We start from the raw sequence: 18,244 nt of genomic DNA on the forward strand, positions 1-18,244 counted from the left end.
GGCGCGCGCTCATGAAGGGAGCGCAGGCGGACCCATTTGACGAACACAAGGTACTTGTATGGCAAAAATCATTGTGGTGACTTCGGGGAAGGGCGGCGTCGGCAAGACGACCACGAGCGCGAGTTTCGCATCGGCGCTCGCGATTCGCGGCCACAAGACAGCCGTGATCGACTTCGACGTCGGTCTGCGCAACCTCGACCTCATCATGGGCTGCGAACGCCGCGTGGTGTACGACCTGATCAACGTGATCCAGGGCGAGGCGAACCTGCATCAGGCGCTCATCAAGGACAAGAAGTGCGAGAACCTCTACATCCTTCCGGCGTCTCAGACTCGTGACAAGGACGCGCTCACGCTGGAAGGCGTCGAGAAGGTCATCAACGAACTCATCAAGATGGACTTCGAGTACATCGTGTGCGATTCGCCGGCCGGTATCGAGTCGGGCGCGCTGATGGCCATGCACTTCGCCGACGAGGCGCTGATTGTGACGAATCCGGAAGTCTCGTCCGTGCGCGACTCGGACCGCATTCTCGGCATTCTCGCGTCGAAGACGAAGCGCGCGATGGAAGGCAAAGAGCCCGTGAAGGAGCACCTGCTCATCACGCGCTACAACCCGAAGCGCGTGTCCGAAGGCGAGATGCTGTCGCTCAACGACATTCAGGAGATCCTGCGCATCGACCTGATCGGCGTGATTCCGGAATCGGAAGCGGTGCTGCATGCATCGAATCAGGGCTTGCCGGCCGTGCATCTCGACGGCACGGATGTCGCGGAAGCCTACAAGGACGTGGTGTCGCGTTTCCTCGGCGAGGACAAGGCGCTGCGTTTCACCGACTATCAAAAGCCTGGTCTGCTGCAACGCATCTTCGGCACCAAGTAAGGGGACGCAATGTCGATTCTTTCGTTTTTGCTGGGCGAGAAGAAGAAGTCCGCTTCGGTCGCGAAGGAACGCTTGCAGTTGATCATTGCGCACGAGCGCGCGGGTGGCAAAGCCGCCGCCGATTACCTGCCGGCGTTGCAACGAGAACTCGTTGCCGTGATTTCGAAATACGTGAAGATTTCCGATGACGATATTCGGGTGAGCCTCGAACGTCAGGACGATCTCGAAGTGCTGGAAGTCAAGATCGAGATTCCACAGGCCTAATGCCGCCATCGGTCCGCGCGGCGCCTGCTGTCGCGGACTCGCAAACGAAAAAGCCAGGATCGGGCGATCCTGGCTTTTTGTTTTGGTGCGCTATCGTTTGCGCGCGCTATTTCTGCGAAGCGGCCGCCTCCGCAGCGGCCTCCGTCTTCGGGTCCGGCACTTCGGGCGAAGGCGCGGCGGGACTCGCGAGCGGCGTCATGTAACGCTCCGACAGCGCCTCGTAGAGCGGCGGGGCGAACACGCGCGACACGCGGCTCGAAATGAGCGCGGTCGCCATCAGAGAGATGACGAGCGCGTGCCCGTTGCTCATCTCCATCACGATCACGAACGCGGTAATCGGCGACTGCGTGACGGCGGCGAGATAGCCGACCATCGCGAGCGCAATCAGCATGGGCAACTGCATGTCCGAGAACACCATGTGCAGGACGTTGCCGAAGCCCGCGCCGATGGACAGCGACGGCGCGAAAATTCCGCCCGGAATGCCGGGCAGATACGAGCCGATCATCGAAACCATCTTCAAGAGCGGATAGAACGCCGAAAGATGCTCGCGTCCTTCCAGCAGGCCGCGCGCTTCCGCGTAGCCGCTTCCGAACGTATTGCCGCCCGACACGATGCCGACCGCCGCGATCACGAGCCCGCATAGCGCGGCGAACGCGACCGGCTGCGACGCGTGCAGTTTGCGCAGCGGCGCGGGAATCCACTTGCTCGTGTTGAGCAGCAGCCAGCAGAACACGCCGCCCGCGATGCCGGTGACGATCGCCGTGACGACGACGGCCACGGCCAGCACCTTCGGAAAATGCGCGCCGACGTCGATGGTGCCGAAGTAGGTGTAGTTGCCGTTGAGCCCGAGCGCGACGATACCCGCGATGATGATGCCGGTGATCAGCACGCCGCTCGCGCGCACTTCGAAGCTGCGCGTGAGTTCCTCGATGGCGAACACGATGCCCGCGAGCGGCGTGTTGAATGCCGCGGACAATCCGGCCGCCGCGCCGGCGAGCACGAGCTGGCGCTCGATCAGGGAATTCGAGCGAGGATAGAAGCGCCGCATGTTGAACATCAGCGCCGCGCCGACCTGCACCGTCGGCCCTTCGCGACCAATGGTGAAGCCGCCGAGAATCGCGAGGAACGAAACGGCGATCTTGCTGGCGAGAATCTTGAGCGTGAGTAGCCGCCCGCCCGCCGCCGATGTCGGGCTATGCAGAACTGCGATCACCTGTGGAATGCCGCTGCCTTCCGAGCCGCGAAAGAACGCGCGCGTGACAAGAACGCAGAGCGCCGCGACGGCCGGCGTCACGATGAGCGGCAGCCACGTATGTTCCGCGCGAAAGCCCATGAAGAGGCCGTATCCCCAGTCGATGAGCCGCGCGTAATACACGGCGACGAGACCGACGAGGATCGCGCCCAGCCAGAAGATGCCGTAGCGGCGCCACAGGCTGCGCGTTCGGCGCGTGGTGACAGTCGAGAGGGAACGAAGCGCGCGGATCATGCGAAGACCATCGGCAAAGCGCCGATTATAACGACGATCTCGAAACGCAATCCGCGTCGCCGGCGTGACGACAGGAAAGCGGGCGCGGAAAAAGAACAGGCGCGAGGCTTTCGCCAGGCGCCCAGGAAACGCCCCTATCAATCAGGAGCGGAGAGGAGAAGAGAGCCGGGCGCGCCGCAATCAGCGACACGAACGGCAATTACACCCTCGGACCGCGCCCGCTCGCCAGAGTTCAAAGAAATCGAAAGTAGTCCGCAAAAAATCAGGCTGTCAGCATTTCGAAAGCGACGACCGCCGCGATCGCGCTCAGGTTGGCGAGAAGCGCTTCGCACACCACGCCGCGCCAGGTCGCAGGCCGAAACCGGATCGCGAGCAGCAACGCGACCGAGAGCGCGATGGCGATCATCGCGACGAGATGGGAGCTGGTCAGGCGCAGGGACATGATGGTCTCGATGCAAGTCCGTTGTTGTCCAGGATCGGTCTAACGGGGCGCGGCGAAACCGGCGAAAAAGCCATGTCGCCGCCAGCTTGCCGACCGTCTGCCGGTGTTACCTTGAAAGTACGTACCTGATTACGTTGCCACGGGAATTTTGTTTCGACGCTAGGTACAAACCCCGTATGCGCGCGATCGCTTCGACAGGCGCGCCCGACTGCAGTCCGAGGAGCATTCGACAGATGACTTCCCCGCCGGCACGTTCGCTCGAAGTCGATTTCTTTCGGGGAATCGTGCTTCTGATCATCGCGGTGGACCACATATCGGGAAGCGTGCTGTCGCGCTTCACGCTGCATCAGTACGCCTTTTGCGATTCCGCGGAAGTGTTCGTGTTTCTGGGCGGTTACGCGTCGGCGGCGGCTTACACGGCGCTTGCGACGCGCCGGAGTGATTCGGCCGCTCGCCGTCGCTTTTTCCGGCGCAGCTGGGAAATCTACCGCGCGTATCTACTGACGGCGGTCTTGATGCTCATCGGCGGGGCGCTCTTGATGCTGCTGCGGATCGATTCGCCGATGCTCCAGTACACCGAATGGCCGGCGTTTCTCGCCCGCCCGTTCGGCCTGCTCTTCGATGTCGCGCTGCTGCGGCAGCAGCCGTATCTGTCGTCGGTCCTGCCGATGTATTCGCTTTTCGCGCTCGCGGTGCCGGTCGTCGTGCCGCTCGCCGCGCGCAGGCCGGTCGTCGCGATGTTCGGCAGCCTTCTCCTTTGGCTCGCGGCCACGCCGCTTGCCAACGCGCTTCCGGCTTCCTATGCGCAGGCGTGGGCGTTCAATCCGTTCGCGTGGCAACTGATGTTCGTGACCGGCGTGCTCGCGCGCGTGCAGCCGATCAGCGACGACTTCCACGCGGGCCGCGTCGCGCGGGCGCTGACTTGCCTGGCGGTTGCGTTCGCGCTGACGTTCGCGTTCGCGAAGCTCTTCCTTGAAACGCAGGCGCCGCCGGGATACATGAAGCAGAACCTCGCGACGCTGCGCATCGTGAGTTTCGGCGCAGTGGCGTGGATCATCGCGCGCGCGGTCTACGCGGGCTGGATCGGCACGCTCGCTCGCCGATTTCCGGGCATCGTGACGGTCGGGCAGCAGGGGCTCGTATGCTTCATCGCGGGCGCGGCGGTTTCGCTCGTGCTGGATTCGGCGTTGCGCGCGATGGGCGTCGAGAACCTCGGGCGGTATCCGTCGCACTGGCTGGCGGGGATCGCCGCGGATGCGATCGCTGTCGGCTTCCTGCTGTGGCTTGCGCGGTTTTGGGCGGAGCGCAAGGCGGCGAGTGCGTGTCGGGAGACGGCGCGGCGGCGTGCCTTGATCGAACGGCGGCCCGTGCCGGCGCATGCGGTCAATCGGCGCGACCGGTGAAGCGGAGCGGCCCCGCGCGTGTCAGCGCGGTGGCCGCCAGGCGCCGATGATCCCCGGGTTGCGGCGCGTCGACCGTCAGACTTTCAGGAGCCAGCAGGCCAGGCAGAGACGGCGACCTTTAGTGCCCGGACATCGCGTTAGCTGGCGAGATCGTTGAGCGGCGTGCGGCTTTCATCGAGGGGGACAAGGAGCGCACTCAGCCGAACGTATGCGAACGGCGTGGCTCGCGCTGCGCACGATGTTGATCGGCGCGATCGTCGGACGCAGCCACGGCTTTCGTGCAAGCGTGATATCGGGCGTACTGGCACGCCGCGCAGCAGAGCGTGCCGCTTGTGCCGTGCGCAATGCAGACGCCGCTGCCCATTCGTTCGACGTGATTCAGAGAGAAACCGACACGCCGACCGCGCAACGCGACTGCCTGCGGAAGCGATCGACAGACAATCGCCCACGGATAGCGTAATTTCGCGAAGGCGCACGCCGCCCGGATAACAGCGGCGGCCGGCCCGCGCCGTCGACCGCGACCGCCGCTGCCGCCCTCATTCCATCACGATGTCGCGCGTCTCGCGCATGGCGAGCACCGCGAGCAGGCTGACCGCCGCTGCCGCCGACACGTACCCGCCGACCCACGCCAGCCCGCCGCGATTGGCGAGCAATTGCGCGATATACGGCGCGACCGACGCGCCCAGAATCCCGCCGAGGTTATAGGCGACGCCCGCCCCGGTGTAGCGCACGTTCGTCGGGAAAAGCTCGGGAAGGAGCGCGCCCATCGGTGCGAACGTCGCGCCCATCAGGAACAGCTCGATCGTGAGAAAGAGCGCCACGTAAGCCGTGTTGCCGCTGCCGAGCAGCGGAGACATCGCGAAACCGGACAGAATCGCCGCGATGCAACTCACGATCAGCACCGGCTTGCGGCCGAACCGGTCGCTGGCGATGGCCGAGATCGGCGTGGCGATTGCCATGAACAGCACCGCGAAGCAGAGCAGCCCGAGGAACTTCTCGCGCGAGAAGTGCAGCGTTGCGACGCCGTACGACAACGAAAACACCGTCGAGATGTAGAAGAGCGTGTAGCAGACGACCATCGCGAGCGCGCCCAGCAGCGTCGGCGCGAGGTAGCGGCTGAACAGCGTCGCAATCGGCACCTTCACGCGCTCATGGCGCTCCAGTGCGGCGCGGAACGCGGGCGTTTCGGCAATCTTCAGGCGCACGTACAGCCCGAGCGCCACCAGCACCGCGCTGACGAGGAACGGCACGCGCCAGCCCCAGCTGCGAAACTGCTCGTCCGACAGCGAGAGCGCGAGGCCGAAGAACAGACCGTTCGACGCCAGAAAGCCGACCGACGGCCCGAGTTGCGGGAACATCCCGAACAGGCCGCGCTTGCCTTGCGGCGCGTATTCGGTGGCGAGCAGCGCCGCGCCGCCCCATTCTCCGCCGAGCCCGATGCCCTGCCCGAAGCGCAGAATGCACAGCAGCACGGGCGCGAGGCTGCCAATCGATGCGTAGCCGGGAACGAAGCCGATGAGCGTCGTCGAGAGACCCATCACGAGCAAGGACGCGACGAGCGTCGATTTGCGGCCGACGCGATCGCCGAAATGTCCGAACAGAAACGAGCCGACAGGCCGCGCGAGAAACGCGATGCCGAAGGTCACGAACGCGGACAGCGCCTGTGCGGCGGGCGATCCATGCGGAAAGAACACCGGCCCGATGACGAGCGCGGCGGCGGTCGCGTAGACGTAGAAGTCGTAGAACTCGATCGCGGTGCCGATGAAACTCGCGAAAATCACGCGCGACGTGCTTTGGGCTTTGTCGCCGGGCTTGGCGGCGGAAAGCGAGGGTGATGACATGCTGTCTCCGTTTATAGCGTTGTAGTGTCTGTTGCTGCGGTCGCACTCGCGGGACGTGCTCGACGGGCGCTGCGTCGTGCGTCTGGGGAATCGGGCGCGATAGCTCGGGCTCGCGCTGGGCGTGGTGCGCGAGACGGGGGCGGGCGGGCCATGCCTGGAGGCGCTTCGCACGGCGCGCGGGGTAAGCGCGTGGCGAAGGCCGGCCGGTGTAGAACCGGCAAGGGGATGCCAAAAATTATAACGATCGGGCCCGGCAAGCGCCAATCTGCACCGACGCGCGCCGATCCGCGCTAGTCGATGCTCGTCGCTTGCGGCGAGTGCGACGTCTGCAACTGGAACTGTCCGTTGTCGTTGAACATCCATCCTTCGAACAATTCGACCTGGCCTTTGCCGTTCAGCAGGCGGGCGGGCGGCGCGGGCAGCGGGGCGGAACGGCGCAGGGAGGCAAGCGCGGTGGCTTCGGCTTCGTCGTCGCCGTTGGTCCGATACACGGACGATTGGACGAGCCGCCCGCTACGGTCCACCGTGAACGCGACGAGCACGAACGACCGCAGCATCGCCTGCGGCGTGCCGTGCAGCACGAGCGACGGATTGCGCTCGAAGATTCTCTCCGCGATGCGCGCCTTGTACTGATCGAGCGTCAGCCCCGGCGCCGGCGACGGCGCGGCGGCGCGCGCCTGAACGACGCTCGGCGGCGGCGTGAACGTGCAGGCGGTCGTCGGGAGGATCAGCGCGATGCCGAGCCAGGCAGCGGCGATCCGAACGGGCGATGCGGACGTCGCGATCATGATTCCTGAGGACGAGTGGCGCGAAGGGCGATACTCAAATAGTAGCCGCTGCCGAAGCCGCCCGGTATTAGCTCTTTCCGGGTGCGGGTCTTGCTCCGCTACTCGGATACTTCGAACGTACAAGGAGGGAGCCATGACTGGTGAAACGAATCGTCCCGACGACGCGCAGCCTGCCGAACACAGCGACAACGAGAAGAGCAAGCTGCCGGAGCGTGACGATCAGGGGCGCAAGCAGGCGCCGCACGATAACCCGGGCCAGCAGCCCGGCGAGGGCGAACCGCCCGTGGGTTGAGCGCGGTGGCGCGCCGGGCTAGTCGGAGTAGGGCTTGACGAGCTCGGCGCAACGCAGCGGCGGCGTCGAACGCGTCGCTGCGGATTCGGCGGCGCGTGTCTCGACACAGCGGTACACGCTATTGGTTTTCTGCAGGATGTACGTGTCCTCGGGCGACGCCGGGCTGCGCGCGGGCGCGCTCGTCATCGCGACGATGGTGTAGCCGTTTTGGACAAGATCGAAGAGTGTGGTGTCGGCGCGGCGCCATTGGGCGTTGGGCGATCTGTCCGCCTGCGCCGACGCTTCGCCGCAGCAGGCAAGCGCCAACAGAAGGGGGATGCTGCGAGTGCGGTGCATCGTCAGGTCTCCGCGCTGAGTGGTGAGCGCGGTTAGATGCGGCAGCGGGCGCGGCGTTCAATCGGTGCTGCGAACAGACCGTGGCGGCGAAAAAAGCCTCGCGCTCGGCGAGGCTCAAACCAACCTACCATTGAAGGCTCCCGTCACGCGGATACGGGGGAACGCGTGAAGAAGCTTTGCGACGATACGTGGGGGCGAGTGGGGGGGCAATGCGGTTTGTCTGAAACTCGAACGCTTCTATGCGACGGATCACGGCGCGTTTGTGACGAACGCGCAGGCCGACGCGTGATTGCGCTTTCCGGACCCGCTTTAGCTATCCTAAATGTTAATCGAGTCGAGCGTCGGAATCTTCCGGCCCAATCTTTGAATGGTCGAGTGGGCGTCAGAGCCGCAAAAAGATTGTGTTGAGTAATTCCGAAGGATGGCACGTCGACTCGCTCAAACCTTCATGCCGCAGATTCGACGATTCCGGTCGGCCGGATCAATGCGAGAAACGCATCGCGTTGCGCTGTCCGTCGGCACCGAAGCTACGCGAGACCTTTGTCTTTCCGTCACCACGCAGGCGATTTGTCAGCGACTGTTTCTAACGTCCTTTCTTCGCCGCGTGCAAGCGAAGACGATAGGCCGGACGCATCGCCACGGCCCACGGCTTTCGCAGCAGCTTCCGCGCTTGGGCCAGCGACCGGACTGCGCTCATGACGTTGCTGAACTCGCTCGCGCATACCGTGGCGAACTAGGTCAAAGCGGTGTTCTCATCGCTTTGAAACAAACAATAGCCCTGCCAGCCCATAGTCAACTGCGCCACATTTCGGACAAACGCACTATTCCCCTGCCACGGCTACGTGCTACTTCTGTCGTTTCCTTTCGAGACGCAGGAAGTGGGGAACACGATTCATGTTTTACCTTGTTCCGGGATACGACACGCATGGCGCTTACACGGAATATGCACATCTCTTCTGGGTAAGCCTCCAACAATCGCTCGCTGTGAGCGTGCAGAACCCATGCATGTTTTCCGCCGCCGATCATTATTGTTTTGGGACGAGCCGGAGCGCCGCCGATGTCACCCGCGACGAGATCGCCGGAATCGCGTCGGCGATGCAAGCCGCAAGACAGGCATTTCTTCTGGGTTTTGACGGCATGCGAATGGCGCACTCACGCGAAGAACTGCGCTCCGTGCTGGGACGCTCCAGCGAATCGTTTCCGGAATGGGTATGGCAGGACCAACGGCAGATGGCCGAAGCCGTGCGCGAGGAAGTAGAAAAAGGCCGCTTGGTCTTCGTTCCGGAGCCGGAGAATTTGCGCAGATGCGCCCGAGCCATCCAGGCGGACCGGCAGAAGCAGTGTTCACACGCAGTGCAGCAGCATGACTCCAACCCTTACGCGACCGTGCAGCAGATGATGAGCAAGCCGCCGCGCTTGCCGCAAAATCTCGACATCGCGTCTTCGTTCGGTGACGCGGAACCGTTCGAGTATCAGCCGGATGATCCCGGTGGAGCCGTGGATACTTTGGCAGGTGGGGAAGGCACTCCGAGCAATAATCAAGCACAGAACAAGCAGTTCAGAGCCGTAGTGAGGGCGTTGGGTCTCGACAAAGATCAAGCGCAAGAACTCCACATGGAAATTAGTAAGCAGGGGCTGGGTTATCACGAAATCATGGAGCGCGCGCAGGACATTTTTGGAGGTGCAGGTGACTGACACGAAAAGCGAAATCACTCAACGCCTGTCAGTGCTCATCGGACTCGACGTGAGTGCAGTCAGCCATGCGGCAGATATGCTGACGATACATTTTGGCCCACAAAAGCAGTACACAACGCGCAGAGGCGCTGTTCTACAAGGCGGTACTTGGGCCCTACATGTTCAATGTCAGTGGCAGATCGCGCGAGCCGGTGTTGTCGTGGCAACGCAAGCCGTGCTTGCCCGTTCCGATGATGCGGCCCATCGTAGTGCGACTTGGCTCAACGGGCTTTTGGTGACGGACGGACCAACGATTGTAAAAAGCCTATCGGCAACTGAGTTCGGCGGTTTTCAACTCGAAATGTCGAATAGTTTTTGTTTAGAAGTCGTTGCGGGGACGATGTCAGATGAGGAAGATTGGCGGCTCTTTGAACCGGGCAGTGGCATCAAGCATTTCATCGTCGAAGGAGGAAATATCGACCCGTGGTCGTTGTCTTAACGCGAAGATGGATTGACGGAGGCGGTGACCGTCAAGGGTAAAGGGTTTGGAGGCAGTCATCAGCCGGACCCTCTTACTAGCCCCCTATAGTCGAATGTGTCTTTTTGTTCGATGGCACTTGTTTCGTCCGCGATCGCCCGCCCTGTCGTGTGCATCGGTCCGAATCCGTCAAAAGACGACACAGCCAGACAGTAAAACTCTCGCGCGCCGCGCCTTCGAGCGCGATTCAATTAGAAGGACGAGACAATGCCAAACGGCATCAGGCCACGAAGGGGAGCATTGACGGTGCTACGCCGTCAGGACGCTGGTTACAAGACCGCCGACGAGAAGCAGCAAGCGAAGCGAGCCGCGCGGGTGTTCCTCTCGAACAAACTAGACTGGATCGGCGACGAGCAATTTTTGGAAGGGGCGCGCAGTCTGCTGGGAATCAGCGAACCGGAGGCGGCGAACCTGCGATGGAAGATCGAGCGCGCCATTGAAACGGGCGAACTGGTGACGGTTCCAGATACGCCGATCAAGCCGACCCCGGATCGGCCGCGCGGGGGCGGTCAATCTGGCGGCGAGCCCCGCTCATTTGCATCAGGACCAACGTTCACGCCGTCGCAGCTCTTTAAGCGCGCGGCGAGCGTGTTGCCGCTCGCCGCGTCGTACGTTGCGCCAGCGGTGCGGCAGCTAACTGCCGCCGATGGCCCGGCAATTTGGGCAGCGGAGCCGGGCGACATCCTGCCGGACGGCTCTATCGCAACGCCGGTCTCGAAGTCCTTTTTCGCCGACGCACAGCCGTTCGAGTATGTCCCCGATGACCTTGGCGGCGATGTCGACGAGCTGGCGGCCAGCACGAACAATCCGCGCTATGCGGCCAAGATGCTCGGTTACTCCAGCCAGCAGTTCCGCGAGATGGTTCACCGCTTCAAAACCACCAACGGGATTGCTGCAGACGATGACCTGCTTTGGCACGACAACGGCGATGTCTATCTTGACGGCGATTACATCGATAACTTTCACGGTTACGAGAACTGAGAGAGAGGCATGAATAAGAGTCCTCGGCTGGCCCACGCCAGTTTCATCATAACGGGCGATCGTGTCGTGCCCGATTTCTGGACGAGCTATTTCGGTGTGCAGCCCGACATTGCAGTGAAAAAAGGTGATGCAATCCGAAGAAGGCGTGGGACGATAACGGCGCACCGCCGAACCGGCGTTTGGAGCGTCAGCAGTGAGTCGGCGGTCGCTAGCGACCAACTTTCGCCGCATCTGCGATACCTGAAAAGCAGTCTTGGCCTACCGCGCGAAGACCTTCGGACGCTCGTCGAGCAGGCGGGAGCGAAGATGCGGTTCTTCTGCTTCTGGGTGAATGAGTCCGGCGACCGAATTCCAGACGTGCCGGCCGATATCCAATCAATGATGGATGCTCTCGGCGGCACCATCGAGATTGACGAGTATCAGTGAAAGATTCGCCCGGCGGCTTGAGGATGGTTTGTTTGCCGCACGCGACGCCTGTGGAGCCGTCGGGACTCTACTATTGAGGCGGGCCACAGCATGAATGCGCGTCGTTTGGCCTATGCGTCGTTTTCCATCTATCAAGACGTGGAGCCGCCAGAATTCTGGACGGACTATTTCGGCGTGCCGCCTTCGACGGCCGGCGTAAAGGGGCAGCCCCGGCTAACCCGATCCGGCCGCAAGAGTGCATTCCCTTGGCGCCAAGGAATCTGGAGCATTTCCAGCAAGGATGTCGTGTCTAGCGACTACCTATCGCCGCACCTCCGCTATCTCGTCAGCCTTCTCGCTCTTCCTCGTGTTGATCTGCGCGCCCAGATCGAGCGGCAACACGCGAAGGTTCGGTTCTTCTGCTATTGGAACAACGCGGACGGAAACCGAGTGCCGGACGTGCCTCCGGATATTCGAAGGATGTCTGAAGCGACGGGAATCGAGATTGATATCGACGAGTACCGATGACAGGGCGGGGCGACGCCTGCGGGAGTTCCGTCCGCCGGCGCGCCGGCGCGCGAGCATCGGTCAGGGGCGGCGAGCCCGGCCGCTCATGTAAGCAACGGATCGGCTTTTGCGTGTCCAGCGAAGCGCTAAACAACCGGCGGCGGCTCCCGAGGCGATTCGGGCTGAAAGCCCTTATCTGGCAAGCTTTTCGAGGATTTGATGCAGACGGAAGGAAACCAACGCGGACAGGAGATTGGCGGAGGCGGTGAGATTCGAACTCACGGAAGGATCGCTCCTTCGCCGGTTTTCAAGACCGGTGCCTTAAACCGCTCGGCCACACCTCCAGCAAGGCGCGTATTGTAGCGCAACTCGTCGGCGTCGAGCGACCTCAGCCTTCGAGTGTGCGCGTCGCGCTGAGCGCGGTGAAAAGCCGCATCCACACGAGCGCGACGATGATCGTCCCCAATCCGCCGATCAGCACCGCCGGCACCGCGCCGAACAGTCCCGCCGTCATGCCCGATTCGAATTCGCCGAGCTGGTTCGACGTGCCGATAAAGAGCGAGTTGATCGCGCCGACGCGACCGCGCATCTCGTCCGGCGTCTGCAACTGCACGAGCGACATGCGCACGACCACGCTGATCACATCGGATGCGCCGAGCGCCGCCAGCGCAATTAGCGAAAGATAGACGTTGCGCGAGAGCCCGAACACGATCGTCGCGATGCCGAACGCAATCACGCCGGCAAAGAGCGCCGTGCCCGCGCGCCGTCGCAGCGGAAAATGCGCGAGCCAGATCGACCCGCAGAGCGCGCCCACGGCCGGCGCCGCGCGCAAAATGCCGAGTCCCCACGGCCCCGTATGCAGGATGTCGCTCGCGAAAACCGGCAACAGCGCCGTCGCGCCGCCAAGCAGCACGGCGAACAGATCGAGCGACAGCGCGCCGAGAATCACCGGCTTGCTGCGAATGAAGCCGATGCCCGAGAACAGCGCCTCGAAGGACAACGGCGCGCGCACGCGCACGGCGTTCTCGATCTTGATCGCGCCGACCGCGCACCCGGCAACGAGAAACGCCACGCACACCGCGCCGTACACGGTCGACGCACCCAGGCCGTAGAGCAGGCCGCCCATCGCGGGGCCGAGAATCTGCGCGGTCTGGTTCGCGGACGTCGACCAGGCGCTTGCGTGCTGCAACTGGTTTCGCGCGACGAGGTTCGGCAGGAGCGCCGCCATCGAAGGCGATTCGAATGCGCGCGCCGCGCCCGTGATCGCGGCAATCGCGTAGATCGGGCCGGCGTGATTCCAGCCGCGCCATGCGTAAAGACACAGCATGAGCGCCGCGACGCTCTCGACCGTCTGGCAGACATACGCAATCGTGCGCCGGTCATAGCGATCCGCGACGTGCCCGACGACGAGTGTCAGCACGAACATCGGCAGGAACTGCGCGAGGCCGACGAGACCGAGCGCGAACGCGCTGTGTGTGATCGAATAGACCTGCCAGCCGATCGCGACCGACATCATCTGAAACGCGACGGAAGACATCACGCGCGCCGTCCAGAAGAGCGCGAACGGGCGATGCCGCATGACCGAGCCCGGCGCCATCGTCGGTGCGCTCATCGTGCCGAATCGTCCAGAAAGAGCTCTTGCAGATCGTTGAGGAAGCGTTGACCGCGCTCGGTCGGCGCAATGCGCTCGAAATCGCGCGTGATGAGGCCGCGCTTCTCCGCTTCGACGAGCGCCGGCTCGATGGCCGAGAGCGCCAGTCCCGTGCGCTCGACGAACGCATGCACCGGAAAACCTTCGACCAGCCGCAGCGTGTTCAGCATGAACTCGAACGGCAGATCGCGCGGGCCGACTTCGCGCTCTTCCTGAATCGCGCTTTCCGTGGCCGACAGCGCGTGATCCATGTACGTCGCCGGATGCTTGAAGCGCGCCTGCCGCACGATCTTCGACGGAAACGACAGCTTGGTGTGCGCGCCCGCGCCGATGCCGAGGTAATCGCCGAAGCGCCAGTAATTGAGATTGTGGCGGCTCTGCCGATGCGGCTTCGCATACGCCGATACTTCGTAGCGCTCGTAGCCGGCATCGCGCGTGCGCTCGTGTATCCAGTCCTGCATGTCGGCGGCGGCATCGTCGTCGGGCAGGGCGGGCGGGTACTTGGCGAAGAGCGTGTTCGGCTCCATCGTCAGGTGATACAGCGACAAATGCGGCGGCGCAAATGCAATCGCCGTCTCGATATCGCGCCGGCATTCGTCGAGCGACTGCTGCGGCAGCGCGAACATCAGGTCGAGATTGAAGTTGTCGAAGTGCTTCGCCGCGATCTCGACGGCGCGCTGAGCCTGCGTCGCGTCATGGATACGGCCGAGCGCCTTCAGATGCGCCTCGTTGAAGCTCTGAATGCCGATCGACAGCCGGTTCACGCCGCTCGCGCGGAACGAAGCGAACTTCGCCGCTTCGAACGTGCCGGGATTCGCTTCGAGCGTGATTTCGGCGTCGGCGTCGATGGGCAAGAGCGCGCGCGCGTCCGAGAGCAGCCTGTCGAGCCCCTTGGCCGACAACAGCGACGGCGTGCCCCCGCCGATGAAAATGGTATGCACGTGCCGTCCCCAGACGAGCGGCAACGCGCGTTCGAGGTCGGCGCGCAATGCATCGAGATAGCGTTCTTCGGGGAACGTATCGTCCTTCCACTCGTGCGAGTTGAAGTCGCAATACGGGCACTTGCGCACGCACCACGGAAAATGCACGTACAGCGAAAGCGGCGGCAGCGACGTCAGCCGGATGCTTCCGGGCGACGTGAACGCCTGCACGATGTTGATCGTCTTCGGTCCGCTGCTCACGCGAGTTCCTTTAGTCGTTGCAGCAGATCGCGCAATGCAAGCGCGCGATGACTCACCGCGTTCTTGCGCGCCGGATCGAGTTCGGCGGCGGTCGCGCCGAGCGCCGGCAGGAAGAAGTGCGGGTCGTAGCCGAAGCCGTGCGCGCCGCGCGGCGTGTCGATCACTTCGCCGTGCCAGCGGCCTTCCGCGATGAGCGGCTCGGGATCATCGGCGTGACGCACGAGCACGAGCACGCAGAAGTAATACGCGCGACGATCCGCTTCGTTCGCGAGGTCGGCGACGAGTCGCGCGTTGTTCGCGGCATCGCTCTTCTCGCCGCCGTGCTTCATCGCGTAGCGCGCCGAGTGCACGCCGGGTGCGCCGTTCAGCGCGCGCACGCAGAGGCCGGAATCGTCGGCGAGGGCGGGCAGGCCGGTCAATGCCGACGCGTGACGCGCCTTCGCGAGCGCGTTCTCGACGAACGTCGGATGCGGCTCCTCGGCTTCCGGCACGCCGAGTTCGCCCTGCGCGATCAGTTCGATGCCCGCGGCGTTCAGGAGCGACGCGAACTCGCGCAGCTTGCCCGCGTTGTTCGACGCGAGCACGACGCGTCCGATGCCATGCCCGATGCCATGTGAATCAGACACCTTCGATCTCCAGCGCGGCCTTTTGCTTGGCGATCAGCGCCTTGATGCCGCTGTCGGCGAGATCGAGCAGCGCGTTCATCTCGTCGCGCGAGAACGGCGCGCCTTCGGCCGTGCCCTGTACTTCGACGAAGCCGCCCGCGCCGGTCATCACGACGTTCATGTCGGTATCGCACTGCGAGTCTTCCTCGTAGTCGAGGTCGAGCACGGGCGAGCCGTCGAAGATGCCGACCGAAATGGCCGCGACGAAATCCTTCACCGGCGATTGCGCGATACGTCCGCTCGCGAGCAGCTTCGTCACGGCATCGTGCGCGGCGACGAACGCGCCCGTGATGCTCGCGGTGCGCGTGCCGCCGTCGGCCTGGATCACGTCGCAGTCGAGATGCAGCGTGCGCGGGCCGAGCACGTTCAGATCGAACACGGAGCGCAGCGCCCGGCCGATCAGCCGTTGAATCTCCTGCGTGCGACCGGTCTGCTTGCCGCGCGCGGCTTCGCGGTCGCTACGCGTGTGCGTCGCGCGCGGCAGCATGCCGTATTCGGCGGTGAGCCAGCCTTGCTCGCGTCCGGTAAGAAACGCCGGCACGCGTTCGGCGATGCTCGCCGTGCAGATCACTTTCGTATCGCCGAACTCGACGAGCACCGATCCTTCCGCGTGCTTCGTGTAGTGCCGCGTGATGCGCACGTCGCGCAACTGGCTCGCGCGGCGGCCGCTCGGGCGGGCAATGGAAGGCTTGAGCAGGGGAGAGTCGGTCATGGTGAGCGAGGGAAGAAAGAGTCGGGCGCGATTCGAATGTTCGGTGCGCCAGGTGGTGCGATTTTATCGTCAATCACCGGGCGGCGTTGCCGGCCGCGGAATGTCCGGCGCGCGTTCGGGCGGACGGCGCGCGCGGTAAAAATGGGATAATGCGGGTTCATCGCCCGGCGGCCAAACGCGTGCCAATCCCAGCGCACCTTCATTCGCGCCGGGCGTTTCGTTGAACCGGCCTTCGGCAAGCGAAGGCGCACATCGCGAGACGTACCATGATCTACAGCATGACAGGCTATGCCAGCGCGACGCGCGAAGTCGTCGCGGACGGCGCGGGCGGCGCAGGCGTCGGCGTTTCGGTGGAATTGCGCACGGTGAATTCGCGCTTTCTCGACCTGAACTTCCGCATGCCCGAAGACGTGCGCGCCACCGAGCCGCAAATGCGCGAAATGCTGATGACGAAGCTCTCGCGCGGCAAGGTCGATATCCGCATCAACCTGAATCGCGTCGAGCAGACGGCCAATGCGGGCGCGCTCAATCGCGACGCGCTCACGCAACTCGCCACGCTGGAGCGCGCGGTGCTCGACGTCTTTCCGGATGCCGAACGCATGCGCACCGGCGAGATCCTGCGCTGGCCGGGCGTGCTCGCGGAAAGCTCGGTCTCGCAGGACACGCTGCGCGAAGCGGTGCTCGCGTGTGCCAAGCAAGCGATCGCGGATCTCATCGAAGTGCGCGCGCGCGAAGGCGCGGCGCTCGCCAACGTGCTCATCAACAATGTGACGGAGATGGAAGCGATCGTCGCGCGCATCACGCCGCTCGTGCCCGAACTGATCGCGAAGCATCAGCAGAAGATCGTCGAGCGCCTGCAGGACGCGCTCGGCATCGCGACGTCGGACAATGCCACGACGACGAGCGTGCCGCGCGATGAAATCGCCGAGCGCATCCGTCAGGAAGTGACGATGTACGGCATTCGCATCGACATCGCGGAAGAGTTGCAGCGCCTGAGCGCGCATCTCACGGAAACGCGCCACGTGCTGCAAAAGGGCGGCAAGGTCGGCAAGCGGCTCGACTTCATGATGCAGGAGCTTAATCGCGAAGCGAACACGCTCGGCTCGAAGGCGGCCGCCAAGGAACTCGCGGATGCGTCGATGACGCTGAAGCTGCTCATCGAACAGATGCGCGAACAAGTACAGAATCTGGAGTAACGCTCGATCATGCCGAACACCACGCACCGCTCGCATAGCACGTACACGGGCATTTATCCCGGCAACCTGTTCATGGTCGTCGCGCCGTCGGGGGCAGGCAAGTCCACGCTCGTGAACGCGCTGCTCGCGCAGGACCCGGCCATTCGCCTGTCCGTCTCGTACACGACGCGCGACCCGCGCCCGGCCGAGACCAACGGCGTGCAGTATCACTTCGTGTCCGTCGACGAATTCATGGAGCGGCACGACAAGGGCGAGTTTCTGGAAAGCGCGGAAGTGCACGGCAACTACTACGCGACCTCGCGCCTGTGGATCGAGGACCAGATGAAGATGGGCCACGACGTGCTGCTCGAAATCGACTGGCAGGGCGCGCAGCAGGTCAAGAAACGCTTTCGCAATGCGGTCGAGATTTTCATTCTGCCGCCTTCGCTGGACGCGCTCGAAGACCGCCTGAAGAAGCGCGGCCAGGACGCGCCTAACGTGATCGTGCGGCGGCTGCTCGCGGCAGGCAGCGAGATGGCGCATGCGTCGGAAGCGGAGTATGTCGTGATCAACGAGAATTTCGATCGCGCGCTCAACGAACTGCGCTGCCTCGTGGCCGCGACGCGCCTGCGCTTCACGTCGCAATACGCGCGTCACACGCAGCTTTTCGTCGAGCTCGGCATTCATCCCACGCACCCGCAATGACGCGAGCGGTGGCCGAGTCGTATCGGTCACATAAGGTAGAATAAAACCCACATCGAGAAGGATACAAACATGGCCCGCATCACTGTCGAAGACTGCCTGAAACAAATTCCGAACCGCTTCGAGCTCGCGCTCGCGGCAACGTATCGTGCGCGCCAGCTCGCGCAAGGCCACACCCCGAAGATCGAAAGCCGCGACAAGCCGACCGTCGTCGCGCTGCGCGAAATCGCAGCGGGGCAGGTGGGCGTCGAAATGCTGAAGAAAGTGCCCGTCTGACGGACGGTTCTTTCGACCTCTTTTACCCGTTTCATCCGTTTCACTTTTTGC

The 18,244-nt window shown here is 63.6% G+C and carries 21 protein-coding genes and 1 tRNA gene; 12 read left to right on the plus strand and 10 right to left on the minus strand.

Features of this window, described 5'->3' with window-relative positions; all coding sequences use genetic code 11:
* Positions 1–58 precede the first annotated feature (58 nt).
* Both minD and minE read left to right on the plus strand, forming a co-directional pair.
* Positions 59–874 carry a septum site-determining protein MinD gene (gene minD / locus NCR34_RS04230; protein WP_175939742.1) on the plus strand — a complete coding sequence of 272 codons (816 nt, stop codon included), beginning with the start codon at positions 59–61 and terminating at the stop codon, positions 872–874.
* Between the two features lie 9 nt (positions 875–883).
* Positions 884–1,138 (plus strand): cell division topological specificity factor MinE, encoded by a 255-nt coding sequence (minE, locus tag NCR34_RS04235; RefSeq protein WP_106855712.1) that lies wholly within the window; start codon positions 884–886, stop codon positions 1,136–1,138.
* Between the two features lie 106 nt (positions 1,139–1,244).
* Here minE and NCR34_RS04240 read toward each other — a convergent pair whose 3' ends face one another.
* Positions 1,245–2,624, minus strand: coding sequence for a chloride channel protein (locus tag NCR34_RS04240; protein ID WP_250499155.1), 1,380 nt, complete (start codon positions 2,622–2,624; stop codon positions 1,245–1,247).
* Positions 2,625–2,886: 262 nt separating this feature from the next.
* Positions 2,887–3,066, minus strand: a complete 180-nt coding sequence (locus NCR34_RS04245; protein WP_250499156.1) for a hypothetical protein — start codon at positions 3,064–3,066, stop codon at positions 2,887–2,889.
* Positions 3,067–3,299: 233 nt separating this feature from the next.
* Here NCR34_RS04245 and opgC point away from each other — a divergent pair, with 233 nt between their 5' ends.
* Positions 3,300–4,469 carry an OpgC domain-containing protein gene (opgC, locus tag NCR34_RS04250; protein WP_250499157.1) on the plus strand — a complete coding sequence of 390 codons (1,170 nt, stop codon included), beginning with the start codon at positions 3,300–3,302 and terminating at the stop codon, positions 4,467–4,469.
* A gap of 536 nt (positions 4,470–5,005) precedes the next feature.
* Here the strand turns inward: opgC and NCR34_RS04255 are convergent.
* Both NCR34_RS04255 and NCR34_RS04260 read right to left on the minus strand, forming a co-directional pair.
* A complete protein-coding gene (locus tag NCR34_RS04255; RefSeq protein ID WP_248321584.1) occupies positions 5,006–6,310 on the minus strand; it encodes an MFS transporter in 1,305 nt (434 codons plus the stop codon).
* Positions 6,311–6,600: 290 nt separating this feature from the next.
* Positions 6,601–7,098, minus strand: coding sequence for a TonB family protein (locus NCR34_RS04260; RefSeq protein WP_250499158.1), 498 nt, complete (start codon positions 7,096–7,098; stop codon positions 6,601–6,603).
* A 133-nt stretch (positions 7,099–7,231) separates the two neighbouring features.
* Between NCR34_RS04260 and NCR34_RS04265 the strand changes: the two genes are divergently transcribed.
* Positions 7,232–7,390: a hypothetical protein gene (locus NCR34_RS04265; protein ID WP_175939749.1), complete on the plus strand. Its 159-nt coding sequence runs from the start codon at positions 7,232–7,234 to the stop codon at positions 7,388–7,390.
* A gap of 18 nt (positions 7,391–7,408) precedes the next feature.
* On the opposite strand, the gene NCR34_RS04270 is transcribed toward NCR34_RS04265, so the two are convergent.
* A complete protein-coding gene (locus tag NCR34_RS04270; RefSeq protein WP_250499159.1) occupies positions 7,409–7,726 on the minus strand; it encodes a hypothetical protein in 318 nt (105 codons plus the stop codon).
* Between the two features lie 894 nt (positions 7,727–8,620).
* Here NCR34_RS04270 and NCR34_RS04275 point away from each other — a divergent pair.
* The 5 genes from NCR34_RS04275 (at position 8,621) to NCR34_RS04295 (ending at position 11,852) form a co-directional block, all read left to right on the plus strand.
* A complete protein-coding gene (locus tag NCR34_RS04275; RefSeq protein WP_250499160.1) occupies positions 8,621–9,421 on the plus strand; it encodes a hypothetical protein in 801 nt (266 codons plus the stop codon).
* Positions 9,414–9,899 carry a hypothetical protein gene (locus NCR34_RS04280; protein WP_250499161.1) on the plus strand — a complete coding sequence of 162 codons (486 nt, stop codon included), beginning with the start codon at positions 9,414–9,416 and terminating at the stop codon, positions 9,897–9,899. The genes NCR34_RS04275 and NCR34_RS04280 overlap by 8 nt, the downstream gene beginning before the upstream one ends.
* Positions 9,900–10,145: 246 nt before the next feature.
* Positions 10,146–10,919, plus strand: coding sequence for a hypothetical protein (locus NCR34_RS04285; RefSeq protein ID WP_250499162.1), 774 nt, complete (start codon positions 10,146–10,148; stop codon positions 10,917–10,919).
* A gap of 9 nt (positions 10,920–10,928) precedes the next feature.
* Positions 10,929–11,345: a DUF4279 domain-containing protein gene (locus tag NCR34_RS04290; protein WP_250499163.1), complete on the plus strand. Its 417-nt coding sequence runs from the start codon at positions 10,929–10,931 to the stop codon at positions 11,343–11,345.
* A gap of 90 nt (positions 11,346–11,435) precedes the next feature.
* Entirely contained in the window at positions 11,436–11,852 is a 417-nt protein-coding gene (locus NCR34_RS04295) for a DUF4279 domain-containing protein (RefSeq protein ID WP_250499164.1), read from the plus strand.
* Between the two features lie 233 nt (positions 11,853–12,085).
* On the opposite strand, the gene NCR34_RS04300 is transcribed toward NCR34_RS04295, so the two are convergent.
* The 5 genes from NCR34_RS04300 to rph all read right to left on the minus strand — a co-directional run bounded on the left by NCR34_RS04300 (position 12,086) and on the right by rph (position 16,040).
* Positions 12,086–12,175: transfer RNA gene (locus tag NCR34_RS04300), tRNA-Ser, on the minus strand.
* 44 nt (positions 12,176–12,219) lie between these two features.
* The gene (locus NCR34_RS04305) at positions 12,220–13,443 is read right to left on the minus strand and encodes an MFS transporter (protein ID WP_250499165.1); all 1,224 of its coding nucleotides are present in this window, start codon (positions 13,441–13,443) and stop codon (positions 12,220–12,222) included.
* Entirely contained in the window at positions 13,440–14,663 is a 1,224-nt protein-coding gene (gene hemW / locus NCR34_RS04310) for a radical SAM family heme chaperone HemW (RefSeq protein WP_250499166.1), read from the minus strand. Before hemW ends, NCR34_RS04305 begins: the two co-directional genes overlap by 4 nt.
* Entirely contained in the window at positions 14,660–15,289 is a 630-nt protein-coding gene (gene rdgB / locus NCR34_RS04315) for an RdgB/HAM1 family non-canonical purine NTP pyrophosphatase (RefSeq protein ID WP_250499167.1), read from the minus strand. The genes hemW and rdgB overlap by 4 nt, the downstream gene beginning before the upstream one ends.
* A complete protein-coding gene (rph, locus tag NCR34_RS04320) occupies positions 15,282–16,040 on the minus strand; it encodes a ribonuclease PH (protein ID WP_206467770.1) in 759 nt (252 codons plus the stop codon). Before rph ends, rdgB begins: the two co-directional genes overlap by 8 nt.
* A 266-nt stretch (positions 16,041–16,306) precedes the next feature.
* Between rph and NCR34_RS04325 the strand changes: the two genes are divergently transcribed.
* The 3 genes from NCR34_RS04325 to rpoZ all read left to right on the plus strand — a co-directional run bounded on the left by NCR34_RS04325 (position 16,307) and on the right by rpoZ (position 18,193).
* Positions 16,307–17,236, plus strand: coding sequence for a YicC/YloC family endoribonuclease (locus tag NCR34_RS04325; protein ID WP_250499168.1), 930 nt, complete (start codon positions 16,307–16,309; stop codon positions 17,234–17,236).
* Positions 17,237–17,245: 9 nt separating this feature from the next.
* Entirely contained in the window at positions 17,246–17,920 is a 675-nt protein-coding gene (gmk, locus tag NCR34_RS04330; protein ID WP_175939755.1) for a guanylate kinase, read from the plus strand.
* Positions 17,921–17,989: 69 nt separating this feature from the next.
* Complete coding sequence (rpoZ, locus tag NCR34_RS04335; protein ID WP_006025620.1) at positions 17,990–18,193, plus strand: DNA-directed RNA polymerase subunit omega; 204 nt, start codon at positions 17,990–17,992, stop codon at positions 18,191–18,193.
* Positions 18,194–18,244: the final 51 nt, after the last annotated feature.

This window comes from Caballeronia sp. GAWG1-5s-s (assembly GCF_023631445.1).
Taxonomy (GTDB): domain Bacteria; phylum Pseudomonadota; class Gammaproteobacteria; order Burkholderiales; family Burkholderiaceae; genus Caballeronia.

Bases quoted from the DNA above. Each gene is read 5' to 3' on its own strand.
- minD (WP_175939742.1), top strand. From the start codon at position 59: ATGGCAAAAATCATTGTGGTGACTTCGGGGAAGGGCGGCGTCGGCAAG.
- minE (WP_106855712.1), top strand. From the start codon at position 884: ATGTCGATTCTTTCGTTTTTGCTGGGCGAGAAGAAGAAGTCCGCTTCG.
- NCR34_RS04240 (WP_250499155.1), bottom strand. From the start codon at position 2,624: ATGATCCGCGCGCTTCGTTCCCTCTCGACTGTCACCACGCGCCGAACG.
- NCR34_RS04245 (WP_250499156.1), bottom strand. From the start codon at position 3,066: ATGTCCCTGCGCCTGACCAGCTCCCATCTCGTCGCGATGATCGCCATC.
- opgC (WP_250499157.1), top strand. From the start codon at position 3,300: ATGACTTCCCCGCCGGCACGTTCGCTCGAAGTCGATTTCTTTCGGGGA.
- NCR34_RS04255 (WP_248321584.1), bottom strand. From the start codon at position 6,310: ATGTCATCACCCTCGCTTTCCGCCGCCAAGCCCGGCGACAAAGCCCAA.
- NCR34_RS04260 (WP_250499158.1), bottom strand. From the start codon at position 7,098: ATGATCGCGACGTCCGCATCGCCCGTTCGGATCGCCGCTGCCTGGCTC.
- NCR34_RS04265 (WP_175939749.1), top strand. From the start codon at position 7,232: ATGACTGGTGAAACGAATCGTCCCGACGACGCGCAGCCTGCCGAACAC.
- NCR34_RS04270 (WP_250499159.1), bottom strand. From the start codon at position 7,726: ATGCACCGCACTCGCAGCATCCCCCTTCTGTTGGCGCTTGCCTGCTGC.
- NCR34_RS04275 (WP_250499160.1), top strand. From the start codon at position 8,621: ATGTTTTACCTTGTTCCGGGATACGACACGCATGGCGCTTACACGGAA.
- NCR34_RS04285 (WP_250499162.1), top strand. From the start codon at position 10,146: ATGCCAAACGGCATCAGGCCACGAAGGGGAGCATTGACGGTGCTACGC.
- NCR34_RS04290 (WP_250499163.1), top strand. From the start codon at position 10,929: ATGAATAAGAGTCCTCGGCTGGCCCACGCCAGTTTCATCATAACGGGC.
- NCR34_RS04295 (WP_250499164.1), top strand. From the start codon at position 11,436: ATGAATGCGCGTCGTTTGGCCTATGCGTCGTTTTCCATCTATCAAGAC.
- NCR34_RS04305 (WP_250499165.1), bottom strand. From the start codon at position 13,443: ATGAGCGCACCGACGATGGCGCCGGGCTCGGTCATGCGGCATCGCCCG.
- rph (WP_206467770.1), bottom strand. From the start codon at position 16,040: ATGACCGACTCTCCCCTGCTCAAGCCTTCCATTGCCCGCCCGAGCGGC.
- NCR34_RS04325 (WP_250499168.1), top strand. From the start codon at position 16,307: ATGATCTACAGCATGACAGGCTATGCCAGCGCGACGCGCGAAGTCGTC.
- gmk (WP_175939755.1), top strand. From the start codon at position 17,246: ATGCCGAACACCACGCACCGCTCGCATAGCACGTACACGGGCATTTAT.
- rpoZ (WP_006025620.1), top strand. From the start codon at position 17,990: ATGGCCCGCATCACTGTCGAAGACTGCCTGAAACAAATTCCGAACCGC.